At 62.2% G+C, this 18,921-nt stretch carries 15 protein-coding genes; 4 read left to right on the top strand and 11 right to left on the bottom strand.

Annotated features, from left to right (window positions below; translation table 11 throughout):
- Positions 1-30: 30 nt before the first annotated feature.
- The 3 genes from CKA38_RS06340 to CKA38_RS06330 all read left to right on the top strand — a co-directional run bounded on the left by CKA38_RS06340 (position 31) and on the right by CKA38_RS06330 (position 3,634).
- Complete coding sequence (locus CKA38_RS06340) at positions 31-1,401, top strand: oligogalacturonate lyase family protein (protein ID WP_108826450.1); 1,371 nt, start codon at positions 31-33, stop codon at positions 1,399-1,401.
- Between the two features lie 215 nt (positions 1,402-1,616).
- Positions 1,617-2,420, top strand: a complete 804-nt coding sequence (locus CKA38_RS16650; RefSeq protein ID WP_152032706.1) for an FAD-dependent oxidoreductase — start codon at positions 1,617-1,619, stop codon at positions 2,418-2,420.
- On the top strand, positions 2,417-3,634 hold the full coding sequence (locus CKA38_RS06330; RefSeq protein ID WP_108824733.1) for an FAD-dependent oxidoreductase: 1,218 nt from the start codon (positions 2,417-2,419) through the stop codon (positions 3,632-3,634). Before CKA38_RS16650 ends, CKA38_RS06330 begins: the two co-directional genes overlap by 4 nt.
- A 59-nt stretch (positions 3,635-3,693) precedes the next feature.
- Here CKA38_RS06330 and CKA38_RS06325 read toward each other — a convergent pair whose 3' ends face one another.
- From CKA38_RS06325 to CKA38_RS06270, 11 genes are all read right to left on the bottom strand, one after another.
- Positions 3,694-5,124, bottom strand: coding sequence for a lipid biosynthesis B12-binding/radical SAM protein (locus CKA38_RS06325; RefSeq protein ID WP_108824732.1), 1,431 nt, complete (start codon positions 5,122-5,124; stop codon positions 3,694-3,696).
- An 8-nt stretch (positions 5,125-5,132) separates the two neighbouring features.
- The gene (locus CKA38_RS06320; RefSeq protein WP_108824731.1) at positions 5,133-7,544 is read right to left on the bottom strand and encodes an MMPL family transporter; all 2,412 of its coding nucleotides are present in this window, start codon (positions 7,542-7,544) and stop codon (positions 5,133-5,135) included.
- The gene (locus tag CKA38_RS06315; RefSeq protein ID WP_108824730.1) at positions 7,541-8,218 is read right to left on the bottom strand and encodes a LolA-related protein; all 678 of its coding nucleotides are present in this window, start codon (positions 8,216-8,218) and stop codon (positions 7,541-7,543) included. Before CKA38_RS06315 ends, CKA38_RS06320 begins: the two co-directional genes overlap by 4 nt.
- Positions 8,215-9,000 carry a glycosyltransferase family 2 protein gene (locus CKA38_RS06310; RefSeq protein ID WP_108824729.1) on the bottom strand — a complete coding sequence of 262 codons (786 nt, stop codon included), beginning with the start codon at positions 8,998-9,000 and terminating at the stop codon, positions 8,215-8,217. The genes CKA38_RS06315 and CKA38_RS06310 overlap by 4 nt, the downstream gene beginning before the upstream one ends.
- Complete coding sequence (locus tag CKA38_RS06305; RefSeq protein WP_108824728.1) at positions 8,997-9,740, bottom strand: lysophospholipid acyltransferase family protein; 744 nt, start codon at positions 9,738-9,740, stop codon at positions 8,997-8,999. Before CKA38_RS06305 ends, CKA38_RS06310 begins: the two co-directional genes overlap by 4 nt.
- 263 nt (positions 9,741-10,003) lie before the next feature.
- Positions 10,004-10,885 (bottom strand): alpha/beta hydrolase, encoded by an 882-nt coding sequence (locus tag CKA38_RS06295; protein ID WP_108826449.1) that lies wholly within the window; start codon positions 10,883-10,885, stop codon positions 10,004-10,006.
- 161 nt (positions 10,886-11,046) lie between these two features.
- Positions 11,047-11,961 carry a hypothetical protein gene (locus tag CKA38_RS06290; protein ID WP_152032705.1) on the bottom strand — a complete coding sequence of 305 codons (915 nt, stop codon included), beginning with the start codon at positions 11,959-11,961 and terminating at the stop codon, positions 11,047-11,049.
- A gap of 41 nt (positions 11,962-12,002) precedes the next feature.
- Positions 12,003-12,668, bottom strand: coding sequence for a hypothetical protein (locus tag CKA38_RS06285; protein WP_108824725.1), 666 nt, complete (start codon positions 12,666-12,668; stop codon positions 12,003-12,005).
- Positions 12,669-12,839: 171 nt separating this feature from the next.
- Positions 12,840-14,036: a beta-ketoacyl-[acyl-carrier-protein] synthase family protein gene (locus CKA38_RS06280; protein WP_152032704.1), complete on the bottom strand. Its 1,197-nt coding sequence runs from the start codon at positions 14,034-14,036 to the stop codon at positions 12,840-12,842.
- Between the two features lie 31 nt (positions 14,037-14,067).
- Positions 14,068-14,343 carry a phosphopantetheine-binding protein gene (locus tag CKA38_RS06275; RefSeq protein ID WP_108824723.1) on the bottom strand — a complete coding sequence of 92 codons (276 nt, stop codon included), beginning with the start codon at positions 14,341-14,343 and terminating at the stop codon, positions 14,068-14,070.
- An 83-nt stretch (positions 14,344-14,426) separates the two neighbouring features.
- Positions 14,427-15,773, bottom strand: coding sequence for a sodium-dependent transporter (locus CKA38_RS06270; protein ID WP_108824722.1), 1,347 nt, complete (start codon positions 15,771-15,773; stop codon positions 14,427-14,429).
- 135 nt (positions 15,774-15,908) lie between these two features.
- Between CKA38_RS06270 and CKA38_RS06265 the strand changes: the two genes are divergently transcribed.
- Positions 15,909-18,905, top strand: a complete 2,997-nt coding sequence (locus CKA38_RS06265) for a VIT domain-containing protein (RefSeq protein WP_161554771.1) — start codon at positions 15,909-15,911, stop codon at positions 18,903-18,905.
- The last annotated feature ends 16 nt before the right edge of the window (positions 18,906-18,921 follow it).

Here is an 18,921-nt window from a genome sequence, read left to right as displayed (position 1 = left end):
GTGTCATCCGCACCTTTCCCAAAACCAAAAATGAAAACACGCACCCTTCTCATCACCGCGCTCTGCGCATTTATTGTTCCCGCCGCGCTCGACGCGTCCAATGTCGGCAAGCGTTATCCGTCGGAAATGCGCACCATGACCGACCGCGTCACCGGAGCCACGCTCACCGTGCTCACCGCGTCCAGCTTCAGCGACGCCAAGCCCTACCAGACGCACGACACCTGGACGGCCGACGGCAACTGGATCATCTTCCGCTCCACGCGTGACGGCGCCAAAAACGGCCAGATTTTTGTCGTGAGCGAAATCACCGGCGACATCATTCAGCTCACCGGTGATCCCGCCACCAACACCGGCTCGATCAACCTCTCGCGCAAGGAAATGAAACTCTACTATTCGCGCGGTGGTCCGCGCCGCCTGCCGCCCGGATCGGTGACCACGCTGGAAGCCCCGAGGCCCCTCCAAGTCATCGAGCTCAACATCGGCAACCTCATTGCCGACAGCATGGCCGGCGAACTAAAAGCTCCCGAAACCTACGAGCGCATTGTCGTCACGCTTCCCGATGATGTGCGCGACGGCGGCCTCGCGCTCGACGCCGACGAGACGCGCCTCTACTGGGGCGTCAACTACGCAAAACCCGACCTGCAGGCGCGCCAGCGCCAGGCTGCCGCCGCGCGCGATTCCAAGGGCGCCCGCCAGATCGACAAAAGCAACACCGACCCGAAAGTTGACCGCGAAGCCAACCGCAAACGCTTCGCCGAGGCCGGCAAGGGCGACTGCGGCATCAAGATGATCGACATCGCCACCGGCAAAATCACCGACGTCATCAAAGTCCCCTTCCGTCTCGGCCATCTGCAGGCCAATCCGTGGACGCCCGGTGAAATCATCTATTGTCACGAAACCACCGGCGACGCCGTGCAGCGCATCTGGGCCTGCAACGCCGACGGCTCCAACAATCGCCCCATCTACGTCGAAACCGACGACGAGTGGATCACGCACGAAACCGTGGCCGGCCCCGATGAACTCATCTTCAACATCATGGGCCACCTCCCCTACCTTCGCGAGCACCCGACCGGCATCGCCGTCATCAATCTCCGCACAAAAGAGATGAAGCTGCTCGGCCAGGTCGAGGAGGACATGGGCAACGGCCAGCTCGGCGGCTTCTGGCACAGCAACGGCTCCCCCGACGGCAAGTGGGCGGTCGGCGACACCTTCAAAGGCAGTGTTTACGCGATCAACCGCGCCACCGGCAAACGCACGATGCTCACCACCGGCCACAAAATGCGCCCCGACCACACGCACCCGATCGTGAGCAAGGATAGCAAGCGCGTGCTCATCCAGTCCGGCATGCTCACCGACGGCAAGGCCCTCAACCTGATGGTCGTCGCGCTGCCGGAAGAATAATATCCTATTATATTTTGGCAGGGCGAACCGTCCCGGTGAGCCGCAACATTCCCGTCTCACCGGGACGGTTCGCCCTGCCTCGAAATGCGCAAAGGCGCGGGGAAGGCACGGCTTTCCCCGCGCCTTTGTTTTTCCACCTGTTTCGCAGTAATTGTTTGCCGCGCTCGATTCCCACCCCAAACATTTTTGCCTTGGACCAAAACCCTTTCCCCTCAATGAAACCCAACGAAATCAGCAGAAGAAAATTCTTAACCCAATCGGCAGTTTCGATGCTCGGTTGCTCAATTGTCGTGACCGCGCCGCAAACACTCTGCGCCGCAACCCTCGCGGCGGCATCTGCAAGCGGCGGCGCGCCCGCGCCAACGCCAGCGTCCGGCGGCAAAAGCTCGAAGCTCCCGCCGCTCGTCAAGGGCAGCACCCATGCATCCTACAAGGCGCTCGCGGGCGAGCCGTTGATGCGTCAGCTCGAGCTCAAGTGCGACGTGCTTGTCGCCGGCGGCGGACTCTCCGGAATCGCAACCGCGCTGGCCGCGGCGCGGCGCGGCAAAAAAGTGATTCTCGTGCAGGACCGTTCGCGACTCGGCGGCAACAGTTCCTCCGAAATTAAAATGCACCCGCTCGGCGTCGATCCGCGCAAAACCGGCTGGCGCGAGGGCGGCATCATCGAGGAACTCAAACTCGAAAACGCCTGCAAAAATCCCGGCCTCTCGTGGGAAATATGGGACTTCATACTCTACGACAAAGTCGTATCGGAAACGAACATCCAGTTGCTGCTCGACACATCGGTTTATCGCGTGGAAACGAAGGGCAAGAAAATCACCCATGCCTGGACGCGCAGCGACACCACGCTCAACGCGTGCCGGATTGAGGCCGCGCTGTTTGTCGATGCCACGGGCGACTGCCGGCTCGGACGGGAAGCCGGCGCGCCGGTGTTCTCGGGCCGCGAAACCAAGGAGACATTTGGCGAATCACTCTCGGGCTACGACCCGAGGGCACGCGCCAGGGCTCCACGCTCATGATCACGTCGCGCGAATACGACAAACCCATGCCGTTCCAGCCGCCGACATGGGCGAAAAAAATCACCGCCGAGCACCTCAAGCTCCGCCGCATCTCCGACAAGAGCCTCGAATATGGTTATTGGTGGATTGAACTCGGCGGCGTTTACGACGCCATCCGCGACAACGAGCAACTGCGCTTCGAACTCCTCTCGATCGTGATGGGCATTTGGGATTACGTGAAAAACAGCGGCAAGTTCCCCAACGCCGCAAACCGCGTGCTCGAAACCATCGGCATGGTTCCCGGCCGCCGCGACACCTACCGTCTCGTCGGCGATCATGTGATAACGCAGCTCGACATTGAGGGCGGCTGGAAACAATTCGACGACGCCATCGCCGTCGGCGGCTGGCCCATGGACGACCATCCCGCCGAGGGTTTCTGGGCGTCGGACCGCCGCGGCTGCCGCCAAATCCACGGCAAGCAACCCTACTACAACATTCCCTTCGGCTGCCTCTATTCGAAAAAAATTACGAACCTCATGATGGCGGGCCGCAACATCAGCGCGTCGCACGTGGCCTTCACGTCCACGCGCGTCATGTCCACCTGCGCCGCCATCGGCCAGGCCGTGGGCACAGCCGCGGCGATGTGCCTCGACGCGGACATTTCGCCCGCCCGACTGCGCGCCGACAAAACCATGCTGAAGCGCCTTCAGCAGGAACTCCTGCGCGACAACCAAACCATTCTCGACATCAAAAACGAGGATTCCCGCGACCTCGCGCCGAAGGCGAAAGTCACCGCCTCGGAATCGGCGCTCGAGTCGAAACCCGAAAACGCGATCTCGGGAATCCTGCTCGACGGCCCGAAAACAAACCGCAACCGCTGGCTCGCAACCGCCGCCGCCAAACCCTGGCTCAAGCTGGAATGGAACGCGCCGGTGCGAATCTCCCAAGTGCGCCTCGCCTTCGACGGCGGCAAAAGACGCCTCACGCAAACCGGCCAGCAATCCGTGATCAAGACCATGGTCGTGGGCGTGCAACCGGAACTGGTTCGCGACTACACGATCACCGCGATCCTGCCCGACGGCTCCGAACGCCCGCTCGCCGAGGTGACCAACAATTACCAAGCCCTCCGCGTCCACACCTTCGATTCGGTGAATGCAAAAGCCGTGCGCATCGACATCGCCGCCACCAACGGCGCCGAGCATGCAATCATCAGGGAAGTGCGCGTGGAAAGTTAGCGCGGGCTTGATTTGCCCTGTCGCATTTTAAGGCAGGGCAAACCCTGCCAAACGCCACGTCACCCTTGTGTCTCGTGTGCCTGGTAGCGCTGGAGCAATTCGATGTATTCCCAGAGCGGGCCGCTGAGGCCTCGGTCGCGAAGCTTTTTCATCGTCGCAACGAATGCCGGCGGCGGGTCGCCCACGACCCAGTTGGGCGCGGTTTCGCGAAAGGCGCGCAGGCGCGCATACATGCCCTGCACGGTGAGCGGCGGCTCGATGTGGAAGCGCGGCGTGGCGAGGAAGGCCTCGCGTGTTTCACCCGTGGCGGGCGGACCGTGTTTTTCCCAAAGGCGCGTGCCGGGATAAATGCGCATGCCAAGCGTGGCGAAGAAGAACGCGCGCGGCATTTTTTCGGCGCGGGCAAGAGTTTCCTCGATTGTCTCGGGAGTTTCCCCGGGTCCCCCGAAAATCAGATAATGGCTGTAGTTGATGTCGAGGGCCTGCGCGTCGTCACTGACCCGCTTGATATCGTCGAAGGTGAACGATTTTCCATAGGCGGCGAGCACGGGGTCGCTGAAGCTGTCCGAGCCAAACTCGACGTCCTTCAAGCCGGCGCGTTTCATGAGCTCCAAGTGTTCGCGGGTGAGCCCGCGCGGGCTCAGGAAACATTCCCATTCCATGTCGAGCTTGGCGGCGATCATGGCTTCGCACACATCGACAATGTGTTTCTCGCTGGTGTTGAAAACGGAATCGACGATGAATGTGTAACGCACGCCAAGCGCGCGCAGGCGGGCCATTTCCTCGACCACTTGCGCGCCGGTGCGGAAGCGGCTGCGGCGGCCCTCGATGTGCGGATACGCGCAGTAGCAGCATTTGAGCGGACAACCGCGTTGCGTCTGCAGCCCGATGATCGAGCCGGTGGAAACATAGGCGTTGATGATGTCGGGATCGTGCGCGGGCTCGGCGGTGAAACCGGCCTGCATGGCGGCGCACTCGTTGCAGCGGGAATCGTGAGGGGATTCGTTCCACGCGACACCGGGAATTTCGGAGGGCGCGCGCCCGTCGCGAAGCGCGGAAAGGAGTTCCACAAGCGGCGCCTCGCCCTCGCCGCGCACACCGTAATCGGCGCCGGTAAGCTCGAGTAGCTCGGTCGGAAAGAGCGAAAATGCACTGCCTCCGACGATGAGCGGCGCGGTGGTGACCTTGCGCAACACGGAGCAGCAATCGGAGAGGTTGCGGACAAAGGAAAGCGGGTTGTGGCTCTGCGCGTTGTCGATGTTGCGGAGCGAAAGCGCGACATAGTCGGGTTTCATCTTCGCGGCGCATTGCTCGACCGGCTCGCCGCTGGTGCGCGAATCCCAGAGGCGCGTCTCGTAGCCCGCCTTGCGCAGCGCGCCGTCGATGTAGGCGAGCCCGAGCGGATAAACGGGATACGGCTGGTCATAAGTGTTGAGGTTGACGAGCAACACGCGCGGCTGCGCGGCGCCCTGCGGACGGTTTGTTTCCATGGAATCGATTACGTTTGGTGTGGTTTTTGGAATTTTGCGACGCGCTTCAACTCCACGATGGCGAGCGCGGAAAGCACGATGAGCGCGACGGTGACGCCGAGCGCGGACACGACGGGGATGCCGCTGCACGCGAGCACGCCGAACGAGGCCGCGGTGCTGAACGCGGAGAGGCGGATCGAGGGTGGCGGGCGTTCCTTGCGCGCGTCGTTTTCGGCGGTGAAAATGGCGTAGTTGTGGCTGAGGCAGACGCCGAGAAACGCGCCCAGCAGGTGAAAAAGATTGAGTGTCACGCCGCACAGCCCGAGCACGCCGAAGGTGAACAGGCACGAGAAAACCGGCGTGGTGAAAATGAGCGAACCGCGCTTCACACCGTAAATCGCCCACATGCTCAGGCCGACGAGCACGAGGCCTATGATGCTGAGGCGAAGCGCGGAAAGCCGGTAGCGCGCGAAGAGTTTGTTGAGCGACTCGAGCTGGTTGAGGCTCGTGGTGGCGAGCTCGGCGGGAGGATCATCGGCGGGCGCGGGATGGTCGGCGACGGTGAGCAAAAAACTCGCGCCGGGCGTGTCGGCCATGAGGAGCGCGGTTTGTCCGTGAAGCGACGAGGAGAGATTGGCGACAACGTCGTCGTAGGGGCGCGCCTTGCGCGCGCCCTCGCGTTCAAACGACGAGAATTTTTCCCACGCCGCAAAAAACGGCGCGAACTCCGCCGCGTCAAAACCGTGCCGCCCGAGCGCGTCGCGCAGCGCGTCGGGAAACCCGCGCAGCGTTTCGATGCGCGCCGGCAGCGCGTCATAATCGGCGCGAAGCGGAAGCGCGTAGCCGAGCGAGGCCGTGGCGGCGTCGGGAAACTGCGCGCCGTGCCACGCGGTGAATTTTTCGAGCGAGGCGCGCGCGTCGGCGATGGTTTCGCCGCGCGTGAGATAAACGGTGCGCGCCGCCGAGTCTCCGAAAAGCTGGCGGACATCAATGGCCTCGCCGGCGAGCTGCGGCAGGCGCGGCTGGAGATCCTGCGTGCTGTCGTGCCAGTGCAAGCGCCACGGGCCGAGCAACGCCACGAGCGCGCCGGCGCAAAGCAGCGCGATGGCGGCGCGGCGCGCGCGCGGGGAGTGCTCGAGTTGCGCGCTAGCAAACGCGCGCGCTTGCATGTTGGGATTTTTAATTTGCGCGAACCAGAGCACGGCGGTGACGAGCGCGCAGAGCAGCCCCGCGCTCACAAACACGCCGAGCTGCCGGATGAGCGCGAGGTCGGAAAAGAGGAGCAGCGAAAATCCGAGCACGGTTGTCAGCGCGCTGCCGAGAAGCGGCTTCATCAGGCGGCGAACTTTTGCGGCGTAGGGTTCGCCGGGATTTTTTTGCGGCTGCAGGTAAAGATAAAATCCGTAGTCGATCGAGACGCCCGCGAGCATCAGCCCGAGCACAAAGACAAGGAAATGCACATGCTCGAAACACAGCGTGACCGCGATGCACGCGCCGAGCAGCGCGCCGAAAACAACCGGCGCGAGATTGAGCGCGCCGAGAATGCGCGGCAGGCAAAGCACCGCGATGCCGAGGACGACAAACAGGGTGAGCGGCGTGCCGACAAACAGCTCTTGCATGATGCTGCGTTTGCTCTCGGCGGCGAAGCGGCTGATCGCCGCCCAGCGTATCTCGGTGCCGGACGCGACAGTTTGCGCGGCGGCGCGCGCGGCATCAACGGCATCGAACACGGGTTTTTGCCCGGCGTCGTGGAGCGGGTTTTCGCGGGTGAGCGTCCAGATGAGCGCGGTGTCGACGGGCGCGTCGGAGGAGGTGTCGAGCGCCTGGACTTTTTCGACGAGTTCGGGGAGAAGGAGGAGCGGGTCGGCGGGAATGAGCTCGGCAAAGGCGAGCGCCTCGGGCCTGGCCATGAAGTGTTCGAGGTCGGCGGCGGTTTTTTCGGCGAGCCACTCGGCGAAGGCGTTGTCCCCGGGAGCGCGGGCGTCCCGCCCGCCGTTTGAAGGGTTGTCCTGCGGGCGGGACGCCCGCGCTCCCAGGAATGCAATTTCGTTTTTCGCGAGCCAACCGGGAAGCAGGAGATCGAGGCGCTGGTTGAAAATTTGTTTGGCGAGGTCGTTGCGCGAAATGCTGTCGGAGAGGATTTCGGCCTCGGCAAACGCGTCGCTCGCGAGAAGCGCGGCGGTGAAAGCGCGGGCCGCGCGTTCGCGCGTGTCGTCATCGCTTCCGGGAGCGTTCAACGCAAAGAGCGCGACTCGGGCTTGCTTTTCGTTGGCGAGGGAACGGACCACTGCGAGCTCGGGCGAGCGCTCGGTGGGCGGAATGAGTTCCAGAATGTCCGAGGTGAATTTTTTGCCGAAGTCGAGCGACGCAAGCCACGCGGCGCCGGCGAGCAGGCCGGCGATCAAAAGGAGGCGGGCGGGCGTTTTGCGCAAAAGGCTCATTTATCGGCGCGGAAATAGCTTTTCAGTTCGTCGGCGGTGAACACGACGCCCGTTTTGCTTTCGCCGACGAGCACTTCGACGCGAAGTTTGGGCGAGGTGTTGAAGGCGATTTTTTTTATCTCGGCGCCGGCGCCGGTGACGACGATTGCGCCGAGCGCCGAGGCGAGTTTTTCATTGAGCGGAACAAAGTCGAAGCGCCAGTCGCCGCCGTCGCGCGCGGCGTAAACGGTGAACTGCTTGAAGAGTTGCTCGCTGTCGAAACGCATGACGGGCAGGAGCGCGGTGACGAGTCCGGCGTCGCGCGTGCCGGCCTTGATCTGGCGAGTGCGACCCTTCGCGTCGCGAAGCAGCAGGCCCTCCGAGTCGATGATGGTGAGCGTTTCCCCGGGCGCGGTGTAACGGAGGCTGAGGCCGCACTCGGGCGCGAGGCGCATTTCGCCTTGCAAGGTGATCGGCTCCTTGCGCGCGGTGAAGTAGCGGTTTTCGGTGAAGGTCGAGAAAGTCGCGCCCTTTGCGGCAAGCGCGGAAAAAAGCCATTGCCACTCGTCGGCGCTGGAACCGCGTTCGATAACGGAGCCCCTCTCCGCCGGCGGGGCGGCGGAGAGGAAGAGTGAAGGGTGAAGGGTGAAGAGTGAAAGGAGGAGAAGCGCGGCGATGCGCGGATTGGATTTCATGCGGAAGATTGTTGTTTGCGTTTTTTTTGGGCGCGGCGGGCGGCGGGCCATTTGTGGAGGAGGAGCGCGGTGATGAGGCGCGTGTGCAGCCAGATCATGCGGAGGTTGTCGCGCAGGTAGTGAAAATGGGAAATGCCGCCCTCGGTGCGCGAGAGATATTTGCACGCGGCGGGGAGGTTGATCGCGGGGACGCCGGCCCAGAAAAGGCGCACGGCGAGCTCGGGGTCGAAATCATAGCGCCGCGCAAACCACGTGCGCCGCATCACGTCAACGAGCGGCGCGAGCGGATACACGCGGAAGCCGAAAAGCGGATCGTCGATACCGTCGCCGAGGCACTCGAAATGCACAAGGCCGATGCTGAGCTTGCGGCCCTTGAGCCGGACGAGCGGCGCCTCGGGACCGAAGACGGGTTTGCCGAGCACGAGCGCGGCGGGCTCGGCCTGCGACACCGCCATGAAATCGCGGATGCGCCCGACGGGATGCTGTCCGTCGGCGTCCATCACAAGCGCGTGCGTAAAACCTTCCGCAAGCGCGAGCCGCGCGGCGTGAAGAACGCTCGCGCCCTTGCCGGAATTTTTATCGCGCACGATGACGCGGAGGCCGGGCTGCGAGGCGGCGAAAATTTGCAGCGCCTCGCCGCTGCCGTCGGTGCTGCCGTCGATGACAACCCACACGGGCGCCCAATGCGCGAGCACATTGCCCACGGTTTCGAGCAGGAGCCGGGCGCCGGTGTTGTAGCTCGGGATGAGCACGAGGTGTGTCTTTGAAACGGGCGCGTTCATTCGGATATTTTCCCCCGGACGTAAGACTCGATTTCCGCGGAGAGCGCGGCGGCGGATTTTTGCGGATCGTGCGGCCACTCGCGGTCGAGCGAGAGCTCCATTGTCGCCGGCAGCACGTCGGGAATCTTCCACCAGGGGCGTCCGCGCGTGACGAAGCCGGCCGACGCCCGCACGATGATGAGCCGCACCGGCGCGGCGGCGCGATTGGCGATGAGCGCGAAGCCGGGCTTAAAAGGATTGAGCGTCGTGCCGGGCTCGGTGCGCGTGCCCTCGGGGAAGATGAGCAGCGACGCGCCGGCCTGAACTTTTTCAGCAACGGCGCGCACCATGTCCACATCGTTGGAGCCGGTCACGTAGCCCGCGACAATCGCGGCCGCGCCCAGCGCGGGATTGCTCATGATGGCGGGTTTGACGACGCAAATCGTGTCGGGCAGGCGGCCGAGCAGGAGCGGCGCGTCGATGAGGCACGGATGCGTGGAAATGTAAACCGTGCCCGGGGCGAGCGGTTCGTCGAAGTTTTTCCACGTTATGCGCACCACGCCGCTCGCACGGAACCAGCGAATCCAGACGCGAAACAGCGCGCGCTGGACGGCGCGCATTTTTTTGTGAAGCCCCTCGCGCTTGCGCCACGGATAAAACGGCAGGCTGAGCACGCTGATCAAAAAACCCACGCCCATGAAAAGCCCCCACGAAATATAGTAGGCGACGGCGTAGTAGATATGTTTGAGCGTGCGGATCATTGGCGGGTCGCACCAGCGGCGAAAGCCGGGGCGCGGGAAAATTCAAATTTCAAAATCCCAAATCCCCAAAAAATCTCAATATCCAATGTCCGGGGCGAAACGGCGTTTTGAACAACCGGGGAGAGATCGGAAAAACAAGCACCCGGCCAGCGCGCGCGATGCCAAACAACCCGGGGTAAATGCGCCCCGGGTTGTTTGCTTGCCTTCGTAATCCGCGACAATCCGCGGGATTGAAATTCGGCCCGCGCAAACACGCGAAAAAATCAATCGGCCAGGTGCTTGTCGAACCAGTCGGCCATCAGGGCGCGCTCGGGTCCCTTGTTTTTCCAGCCATGGGCCGCCCCGGGTTTTATGTGGAGCCGGACTACCGCGCCGAGCTTGGCGGCGCGTTGTATAAAGATTTCGGATTGCTGCAAGGGGACGAGTTTGTCGGCGTCGCCATGCACGATAAAGGTCGGCGGCATTTTTTCGGTTATGTAATAAATCGGCGAGAGTTCGCGGCCCAGCTCCTGGCGGCCCTCGGGCGTCTCCGCTTTCTGGCCGAACGCCTTCATGTAGTTTTTAAGGGTTCCCGTGCCCGCGCCGTCGAAACCCTCCTTCCCGTAATTGAGAAAATCGGTCGGCGGATAAAAACACGCCACGGCCTGCACGGCGCTGGACTCGCGATCCACGGGATCCTTGGCATTGGGATCGCCGGGGCCGCCCTTCGTGCCGATGGTGAGCGAAAGGTGCCCGCCCGCGCTACCGCCGGTGATTCCCAACCGGTCCGGGCGCACGTTCCAGCGCGCCGCGTTATGCCGAACAAATCGCACGGCGCGGTGAATATCCTGCGCGATCTCGGAAATGACAAACTTGGGCTGCGAGCCATGGCGCACGGCGAACACCGTGTAACCATGGTCGAGAAACTCGGCGTAGTTCGCGGGATTCACCGGGGCGTTGGACGACTTCCAGCCGCCGCTAATCAGCGCGAGAACGCCGCGGCCGTTTGGCTTGGCCGGTTGCATGACGTCGATCGTGAGCGCGAGGCCGAACTTGCGCGCGTAAACAATATCCTTCTCGTGCGTGACAACGACGGGGGACGCGGCGTGAATGGCACCGCTTAGCAGAATCAGGGCAAGGGCAACTGCAATTGTGCGTATATTCATGACACGCAAATCACGGCCGATATTATAAATGAACACAACCTGAAATCAGCGCGCAACCCGGGGCGGCACCCGCGCAAAACACACACGAGGAAAACACAACAAGGCGGCCGTGTTGTTTATTTACGCAGTCCTCTTTTCCAGTGTTTATCGCGACCCGCCATTCACTCGGAGGGTTTCGAATTCCACGGAAGGAAATTAAACCAGACATACGGTTTTTCGCGCAGAATTTTTTCGAGGTGATGGAGAAAATCCTGAAAATGTTTCTGGCCGCGGGCGAGTGTGGCGGAGCGCGGTTCCCCGGGGATGGGGTCGAAGCGCGGCGGGGAATGCAGGACGGCGAGGCCGGGTGTTTGAGGGACGCCGAAGGTGAGGATGACGGGGCGTTTAAAAATCGCCGCGAGGATGTAAATCGTGATCGGGAAGCGGCGCCTGACGCCGAGAAAATCGAACTCGGCGGTGCGCGCGCTGTGCTCGCAGCGGTCGCATTGGAGCGCGATGGCGTTGTCGGTGAGCGCGGCGTCCTTCATCGCGTAGATCATTTCCCGCGGGTCGTTGACCCAGATAAACTCGATGCGTCCGCCGAATTTTTCGGCGAGCTTTTCGGTGTCGTGCGAATTGCCGACGCGTTCGCGCACGATGTGGACTTTGTTGTGAACGCGCGCGTGGAGTTCGTCGCCGATAAGGAAACCCTGAAGGTCGGAATCCCCCACATGAAAAGTGCCGAGAAATGCGGGGCCGCCGTTTTCCATCCACTGCCGCGCGTCATCCGCGCCGGGCGCATAAACGGTTTTGTGCGGACGCCCGTTGAGGACGCGCAGCTTGGTCATGAGCGATTCCTCGAAGGCGAAAAAATGGCGGAACACATCGCGCGTCGTCGGGCGGCGGTTGAGCGCGAGCGCGAGGTATTCGCGCGAGTGGCGGCGTTGCGCGGGCATGAACGCCATCGCGATGAGCGTGCCGATGCCGCGGATGGGCTTGTAAACAAATTCGGGCAGAAGAAAATCAACCGCGCGCAAAAAACCGTAACCCCAACTGGGGCCGGGATTGCGACGGCGTGTGGCGGAGGGCGTTGACATCGATGCGACCAGGCGATGCGCGGATTTGTTTTCCGCGGCGATTATTGCCACTCAATCGTGGCGCGCCAGCCGGGCGAGAGCACGCCGGAGAAATTTTTGCGCGCGTGCAACAGGTCGAACCACGCGCCGGAGAGCAATGGCGAAACAGCCTCGTCGCCCGGCTCGAGGGCGATGCGGCCAAGCGGCCGCGCGTCGCCGTCCGCGGCGGGTTGCGCGAGTATCATTCCGTAGGCAAAGGCGCGTTCGCTCGCGCCGTCAATGGTGGCAAGCCAGGTGCCGCGCTCCTCGCCTCCGCACAGAACGACGCGGGCGGCGGGCGCGAGCAACGCGGTGAGCAAGGATTGGCCGACAAGATAATCGCGGCCGGCCATAGGAAAAAAATCACCGGCGGGTTGCGCGCGGCGAATCATGCCCTGCTGCACGGCACCGGGATGAATCGATGTCTGGAATCCGGTGGGGCTGGCCGTGGGAAAACTTTCCAGGTAGGTTTCGAGCGTGCGGCCCTCGGCATACTGGCTGGCGTAGACGATGGCGTCGTCGGGCGCGGGCGCGAGGTCGTTGAGGATGGTGCTCATCAACATGCCGAGTTGCGTCATGCGCCGGACGGCGCCCGGCGGGAATCCGGCCTTGAGGCGCTCGCGTGTGGCGGCGGCGTCCTCATGACCGGCGTCGTCGGTGCGAAGTGTGATGATGTGGCGTTCGAGCATGGAGGAGAGAAAGGAGTCAGGAGTCAGAATACAGGTGTCAGGAGATGAAGAATGGTGAATGGTGAAAAAACGGAATTCGAACAGAGGCGCGTCGGTGAAATGAGTTTAAGTTGAAAAGTTTAAGTTTCTGATTTTCCGGCATTCTGACTCCTGACTCCTGTATTCTGCATTCTATTTTCCGTCTTTCAACAAAAGCAACGCGGCGTGGGCGCCGCCGAATGCGTTGCTGGCGCAGACGACTCCGTCGAACGCGGCCGTGTCGAAAGGCGATGTGGCGACTTGTGATGTGAAGACGGGGGCGCTGGTGCCGACGGTGCCGGGCGCGCGCAACGGTTGCCCGTCACTGGCGGGATTGCGCATGGACGCGGCGGCGATGGCGAGCTCGACGAGACCGCAGCTTCCGAGCGTGTGGCCGAGCGCGCCCTTCCAACTGACGAGCGGCGCGCCGGGAAACGCGGCGGCGACGGCGCTTGATTCGAGGCGACCCGCCTCGAGCGTGCCGGTGCCGTGACCCTTTATCCACACACGCATTCCGGCGGCGGCCTTTGCAATGGGCGCGAACACGGAGGCGAAACCCGCGCCGTCGGGCCGGTTCGCGGTGAAGTGATGCATTTCGTTGTGCAGGCTTTGCGCGGCAATCCGGTGCGCGCCGCGATCGCGCGCGAGCACGGCAAAACCCGCGCCGTCACCAAGCCCGATCGAGCCGGTGGCGCGATCCATGTAGGGCGCGGGAAATTCGGTGTTGAGAATTTTCAACGAATGAAACCCGCCCGCGACAAACGGACTGAGAAAATCGTAGGAAACGACGAGCACCTCGTCGACAGGGGCGCGCCCGGCGCCGCTGTCATTGGCATCGCCACCGCCGAGCGCAAGCAGCCGCGCGGCGTGCACAAGGCCGAGGTGCGCGGAGACGCAGGCGTGAGAAAAAATAGTGATGTTCGGCCCCCACTCGCAGGCATCGCGAAGACTGGCGACGGATTTGTGGATGGGGCCGTAAGGCGCGTGGTTCGCATCGGCCGCGGTTTGCGCGTGATGATACGCGTAGAGACTGCCGACGCCAAAGTTGCTGCTCGTGACGATGACGGGGCGGCGCGCGGTGCCCCACATCGGGCCGGTCACGGGCGCGAGAAACTGGCGCAACCGCGCAAGCCACGCGGGCGGCGATTCCTCGTTGAGCGCGCGGTCCGGCAGCAAGGCCAGTGGCACGAGATCGCCGCCATCAGCGCCGAGGACGTGCGTCGCGCGCAAGGCGCTTTCACCGCGAAGCAACGCGGCGAGGGTCTCGTTTGTGCCGCCGAAGGGCGTGAGGCATTCGCAGGCCGCCAAGCGGACGGCGGGCGCGGCTGTTTCCAGGGAGGTGTGCGGCACGGATTGCAATTCGGGGAAAAGAAGCGGGCGGTCAGGCGGAGAGCTTGGAGGGGTCGGCGCGATTGCGAATGAACTCGGCAAGGCTCGTGATGCTCGCAAGGGCGGCGCGCGATTCCTCGCTGCTGGAGATTTTGATGCCGAATTCCTTTTCGAGTTTCACAACGAGCTCGAGCGCGTCGATCGAGTCGAGCGCCAGCCCGGAGCCGATGAGCGGCGCGTTCTCGTCAATCTCCTCGGGAGTCATTCCCTCGAGATTGAGCGTTGTGATGATGATCTGTTTCAAACGTGGTATGAGCGAATCGGACATGAATAGTAAAAGTGTGCCTCAAGAAAAAACGCTGTCCGGGCGCCCCTAGGCAAGCCAGTAAAGCGCGGATGCGGAATCGCGGCCTATAATCCGCTGATCATCACGATCACGATCAGCACGGGCAGGACGAAGCGCAAAAAGACTCTCATCGCGCGCATCAACACCGAGCGCGAGTCGCTCGCGCCCACCTGCGTTTCGATCAGGGGCCAGGCAACCCAGCCGGCAAAAATTGCCAGCGCCAGCTCGCCAAGCGGCATGAGAAGGTTCGAGGTCGTGTAATCATAGAGGTTGAAAAGATTTTTTCCAAACACGGTGGCACCGCCCAGCCAGCCGCCGTCCTGCGACAGGCAGGCGCCCAGGCCCGTCACGCAAAACGCCGCCACCGTGAGCCACGCGGACTTGCTGCGCGACCAGCCGAATTCGTCGATCAGAAAACTCACGATCACCTCCAAAATCGACACCGACGACGTGAGCGCCGCCACGAGAAGCAGAAAGAAAAATGCCATCGCGAACATGCTGCCCGCCGGCAGGTGCGCGAACACCGCGGGCATCGTGACCATCGTCAGGCCCGGCCCCGTCGTCGGACTGAAACCAAACGCGAACACGGGCGGCAGCACCATCAGCCCCGCGAGAAAACACGTCGTCACCGCCAGAAAAATCACCCACAGCGACGAGCGCACGAGTTTGGTTTCGCTGGTGATGTAGGAGCCGTAGGTCACCATGATGCCCATGCCCAGCGAAAGCGAAAAAAGCGAGAGCCCCATCGCGTCGACCAGCATCTTGCCGGTGATTTTCGAAAGATCCGGGCGCAAATAATACAGCAGGCCGTCGGTCGCTCCGGGCAATGTGAGCCCGCGCACGATAAGCACGAGCATCAGCAAAAACAGCACGGGCATCAGGTATTTCGAAAGCGTTTCGATGCCCTTGCTCACGCCGCCAACCACGATCCACGTGGTGAGCGCCGCGAACGTCACGAAGGAAAGCGACGACCACAGGGGATTGCCCACAAACGCGTCGAATTGCGCCTTGAGCACCTCCGCGTCCGGGGTGAGCAACGGCCCGCCGGCGCCGAGCGACTTCAGGAAGTAGGCGACCGTCCATCCTCCCACGACGCAGTAAAACGAGAGAATTAAAAAGCAGGTGAGTATGGTGCCGTAACCGATGAGCGCCCACGCGGGGCTGGCGCCGTTTTTTGTTGCGCGCTTGAACACACCGACCGGCCCGGATTGCGCGGCGCGCCCGAGCGCCCATTCCGTGACCATGAGCACAAGCCCGAGCGTCAGGCTGATCGCCAGGTAAATGAACAGAAAAACACCGCCGCCATTCGTGGCCGTGACGTAGGGAAACTTCCACACCGCGCCAAGCCCGACAGCCGAACCCGCGGCCGCCAGAATAAACCCGAAACGTGAACCCCACTGAGAGCGAGCCATGGCAAAAAAAACGTTTAACTAAGTAAGCTTTTCATGGGGGCGCGAGCATTTTAATGGAGCAGCGGCCTCCTGATAATCACCCAATTAATAAATTCCCTGCTCGCCCGTAAAAAAAGCATGTCCATATTTCATATTATGAAATTCTGCCCGTTGCCTCGCGGTTTTGCCCTTCTCGCCGTTTTTCTGCTGATATTGACGCCGATTGCCCGCGCGCAGATCGCACTCAACCCCACCGACCCAAAAGCCGAGCGCGTGCTCATTCGCTCCGCCGACATTTCCACCGAAATCACGGGACGTTTTGCGGTGACAACTTTCGACCTTGTTTTCGCCAATCCCAACGGACGCGATCTCGAAGGCACGTTCGAGTTTCCTCTTCTCGACGGGCAGCGCGTGGTGCGTTTCGCGCTCGATATCAACGGCGCGCTCCGCGAGGCCGTGCCGGTTGAAAAGGAAAAGGGCCGCGTGGTGTTCGAGGAAATCGAGCGCCGCCAGGTTGATCCCGGCCTGCTCGAACAAACCGCGGGCAACAATTACCGCGCGCGTATTTTCCCAATTCCGGCCAACGGCACGCGCCGCATCGTGATCGCGTATCAGGAGGATTTGATGACCGCGTCGACCGCAGCGAACAAAGCGCCGCGCTACCGCCTCGCGCTCAATTTTCCGAATGAACTGAGAACCTTCAATCTCACCGCGAGTGTTTTCGCCGCGCCCGGCGCGAAACCGGCGCAAGCGAGCACCTCGCTCGCCCTTAAACTGCCCGCATGGAGCGACGGGCATGTGCTTCAGGTGAAAAAAGAAAACTTCACCGCGCGCGGCGTGCTCGATCTCAAACTGCCCGCCATCTCAACCTCCGCCCGCCCCGCCGTGATCACGGAAACATTTAACGGACGCGAATATTTTTATGCGGAGGCCGCGCTGCCCGCCACCGCGCTGAAAGCGAATGCGCGCCCCGAGCCGAAATGCGTCGGCATCTTGTGGGACGCCTCCGGCTCGGGAAGAGATCGCAACCATAAACGCGAGTTCGCCCTGCTCGACGCGTGGTTTGCAGCGGTGCGCAATGTCGAGGTGAAGCTCGTTTGCCTGCGCAACACCGCCGCCGCCCCGATCACGTTCAAAGTGCGCAGGGGCAAGTGGTCCGAGCTTCGCGCCGCGCTCGAAAAAACAATCTACGACGGCGCGACATCATTCGACGGATTGATTGACGACGCGAGCGTGGACGAGTGGCTGCTGTTTTCCGACGGGGTGGTGAATTTCGGCACGACGCAAAACCTCGAAAAACTTCCGCTTCGCGCACCCGTCCACGCAGTGAACGCCAGCGCAAAGGCCGCACCCGCATTTCTGCGAAGACTGGCGGCACAAGGCGGCGGCGAATTCGCGGACTTGATGGCACTCGACGCAAAAACCGCGACATCACGCCTGCGCCGGATTTCGCCGCGCGTGCTCGCCGTTGAGCGCGATCCGGAGGCCGTCGCGCAAATCTTTCCCGAAGTTGGCGCGCCAGTGAATACTGAAAACGGCACGTTTGTTGTCACCGGCATTCTGCGGCAACAATCGGCAACTGTTCGTGTGAAAATCGGCTCCAATGAAAACGACGCGCAAGCGATCGAAGTCGCGATAAACTCCGGCGAAAACACGGGCTCGCTCGCCGCGCGCGCATGGGCCACGACGAAAATCAACCACCTAGCCGCCGCCCCTGGCGACAACCGCGAGGACATCCGCCGCACAAGCCGCGAGTTCCGCATCGTCACGCCGGACACATCACTGATCGTTTTGGAAACGCTCGCCGATTACATCCGCTACGACATCGAACCGCCTGCGGAATTGCGCGACGAATGGCTCAAGCAACGCCGCGCAACCGACGCCGCGACTAACAAAAACCGCAAGCAACAAATTGACCGTATCGTGACGATGCTTCATGAGCGCGTGCAGTGGTGGGAGAAGGAATTTCCGAAGGATAAACCGATAAAACGACCACCCGAAACAAAACCTATTCATCCCGCTTCAGAAGTAGTCATATTGGGTGGATCAGAAAGGCAGAATACGGTTCGTCAGGAGCAATCCCGACGGAGAGAAAGACCGGCTGCGGCACCGCGTGCGAATGATGCCGATGGTGAGATTGTCGCAATTGAACGCTTCATGGTTTCCGATGCCAGACAGGCTGCAGATTTAGACAGGTCTGGATTTGAGGACGGGCGTCGCGTGGATAAACCGGCAACAGGCTCCTTTATCGCCCTCCAGCGTTGGTCGCCCTCGGCGAGTTATCTCGACCGGTTGCGGCGCGCGCCGGAGGCGGAGCGTTTTTCAATTTACCTTGAGGAGCGCGCCGACCATGCGCGAGAGCCGGGCTTTTATCTCGATGTCGCCGAATACTTCTTTGACGAGGCAAAACACACGCCGACCGCGTTGCAGATTTTGTCGAATCTCGCGGAACTCGGGCTTGAGGATGCGGCGCTGCTGCGCGTGCTCGGCCATCGTCTTGTGCAGGCGGGGCGGCCCGATCTTGCGCTGCCGGTGTTCGAGCGTGTGTTGAAGATTCGCGGCGAGGAACCGCAGAGCCGCCGCGACCTTGCGCTCGTTTGCGCCAAGCTCGAGCAGTATCAGCGCACCGCCGATTTGCTTTGGGAGATTGTGAGCCGCAAATGGGACGACCGTTTCCCCGAGATCGAAATGATCGCGCTCGGCGAGTTGAACGCCATCGTCGCGACACACGCGGGCAAGCTCGACCTTTCCAAAATCGACGCGCGCCTGCTCAAAAACATGCCCGTCGGTTTGCGCGTCATCCTGACTTGGGACGCCGACAACAGCGACATCGACCTGTGGGTTGACGATCCGAGCGGCGACCGCGCCATGTATAGCCGTCCGCTCACTTATCAGGGTGGGCGCATGTCGCGCGACTTCACCGGCGGCTACGGGCCGGAGGAATTTTTGGTGCGCACGCCGAAGGCCGGCAAATACACGGTGCGCATCAATTATTACGGCGACAGCCGCCAGACCGCGCTCGGTCCGGTGACGGCGCAGGTGCGGTTGATCACCGATTTCGGCACGGCGAGCGAAAAGGAAAAACTCATCACCGTGCGGCTCGTGGATAAGAAGGAGGAGCTTGAGATCGGCTCGATTGTAATCGGGGAATGATCGCAACTGAACCGGT

Origin of the sequence: Ereboglobus luteus, assembly GCF_003096195.1 — a bacterium.
GTDB classification, from domain to species: domain Bacteria; phylum Verrucomicrobiota; class Verrucomicrobiia; order Opitutales; family Opitutaceae; genus Ereboglobus; species Ereboglobus luteus.
This window is presented reverse-complemented; position numbering and strand designations above follow the sequence as displayed.

Excerpts from the sequence above, each read along its gene's own strand:
- CKA38_RS06340 (WP_108826450.1), top strand. The coding sequence starts at position 31 with ATGAAAACACGCACCCTTCTCATCACCGCGCTCTGCGCATTTATTGTT.
- CKA38_RS16650 (WP_152032706.1), top strand. The coding sequence starts at position 1,617 with ATGAAACCCAACGAAATCAGCAGAAGAAAATTCTTAACCCAATCGGCA.
- CKA38_RS06330 (WP_108824733.1), top strand. The coding sequence starts at position 2,417 with ATGATCACGTCGCGCGAATACGACAAACCCATGCCGTTCCAGCCGCCG.
- CKA38_RS06325 (WP_108824732.1), bottom strand. The coding sequence starts at position 5,124 with ATGGAAACAAACCGTCCGCAGGGCGCCGCGCAGCCGCGCGTGTTGCTC.
- CKA38_RS06320 (WP_108824731.1), bottom strand. The coding sequence starts at position 7,544 with ATGAGCCTTTTGCGCAAAACGCCCGCCCGCCTCCTTTTGATCGCCGGC.
- CKA38_RS06315 (WP_108824730.1), bottom strand. The coding sequence starts at position 8,218 with ATGAAATCCAATCCGCGCATCGCCGCGCTTCTCCTCCTTTCACTCTTC.
- CKA38_RS06310 (WP_108824729.1), bottom strand. The coding sequence starts at position 9,000 with ATGAACGCGCCCGTTTCAAAGACACACCTCGTGCTCATCCCGAGCTAC.
- CKA38_RS06305 (WP_108824728.1), bottom strand. The coding sequence starts at position 9,740 with ATGATCCGCACGCTCAAACATATCTACTACGCCGTCGCCTACTATATT.
- CKA38_RS06295 (WP_108826449.1), bottom strand. The coding sequence starts at position 10,885 with ATGAATATACGCACAATTGCAGTTGCCCTTGCCCTGATTCTGCTAAGC.
- CKA38_RS06290 (WP_152032705.1), bottom strand. The coding sequence starts at position 11,961 with ATGTCAACGCCCTCCGCCACACGCCGTCGCAATCCCGGCCCCAGTTGG.
- CKA38_RS06285 (WP_108824725.1), bottom strand. The coding sequence starts at position 12,668 with ATGCTCGAACGCCACATCATCACACTTCGCACCGACGACGCCGGTCAT.
- CKA38_RS06275 (WP_108824723.1), bottom strand. The coding sequence starts at position 14,343 with ATGTCCGATTCGCTCATACCACGTTTGAAACAGATCATCATCACAACG.
- CKA38_RS06270 (WP_108824722.1), bottom strand. The coding sequence starts at position 15,773 with ATGGCTCGCTCTCAGTGGGGTTCACGTTTCGGGTTTATTCTGGCGGCC.
- CKA38_RS06265 (WP_161554771.1), top strand. The coding sequence starts at position 15,909 with ATGAAATTCTGCCCGTTGCCTCGCGGTTTTGCCCTTCTCGCCGTTTTT.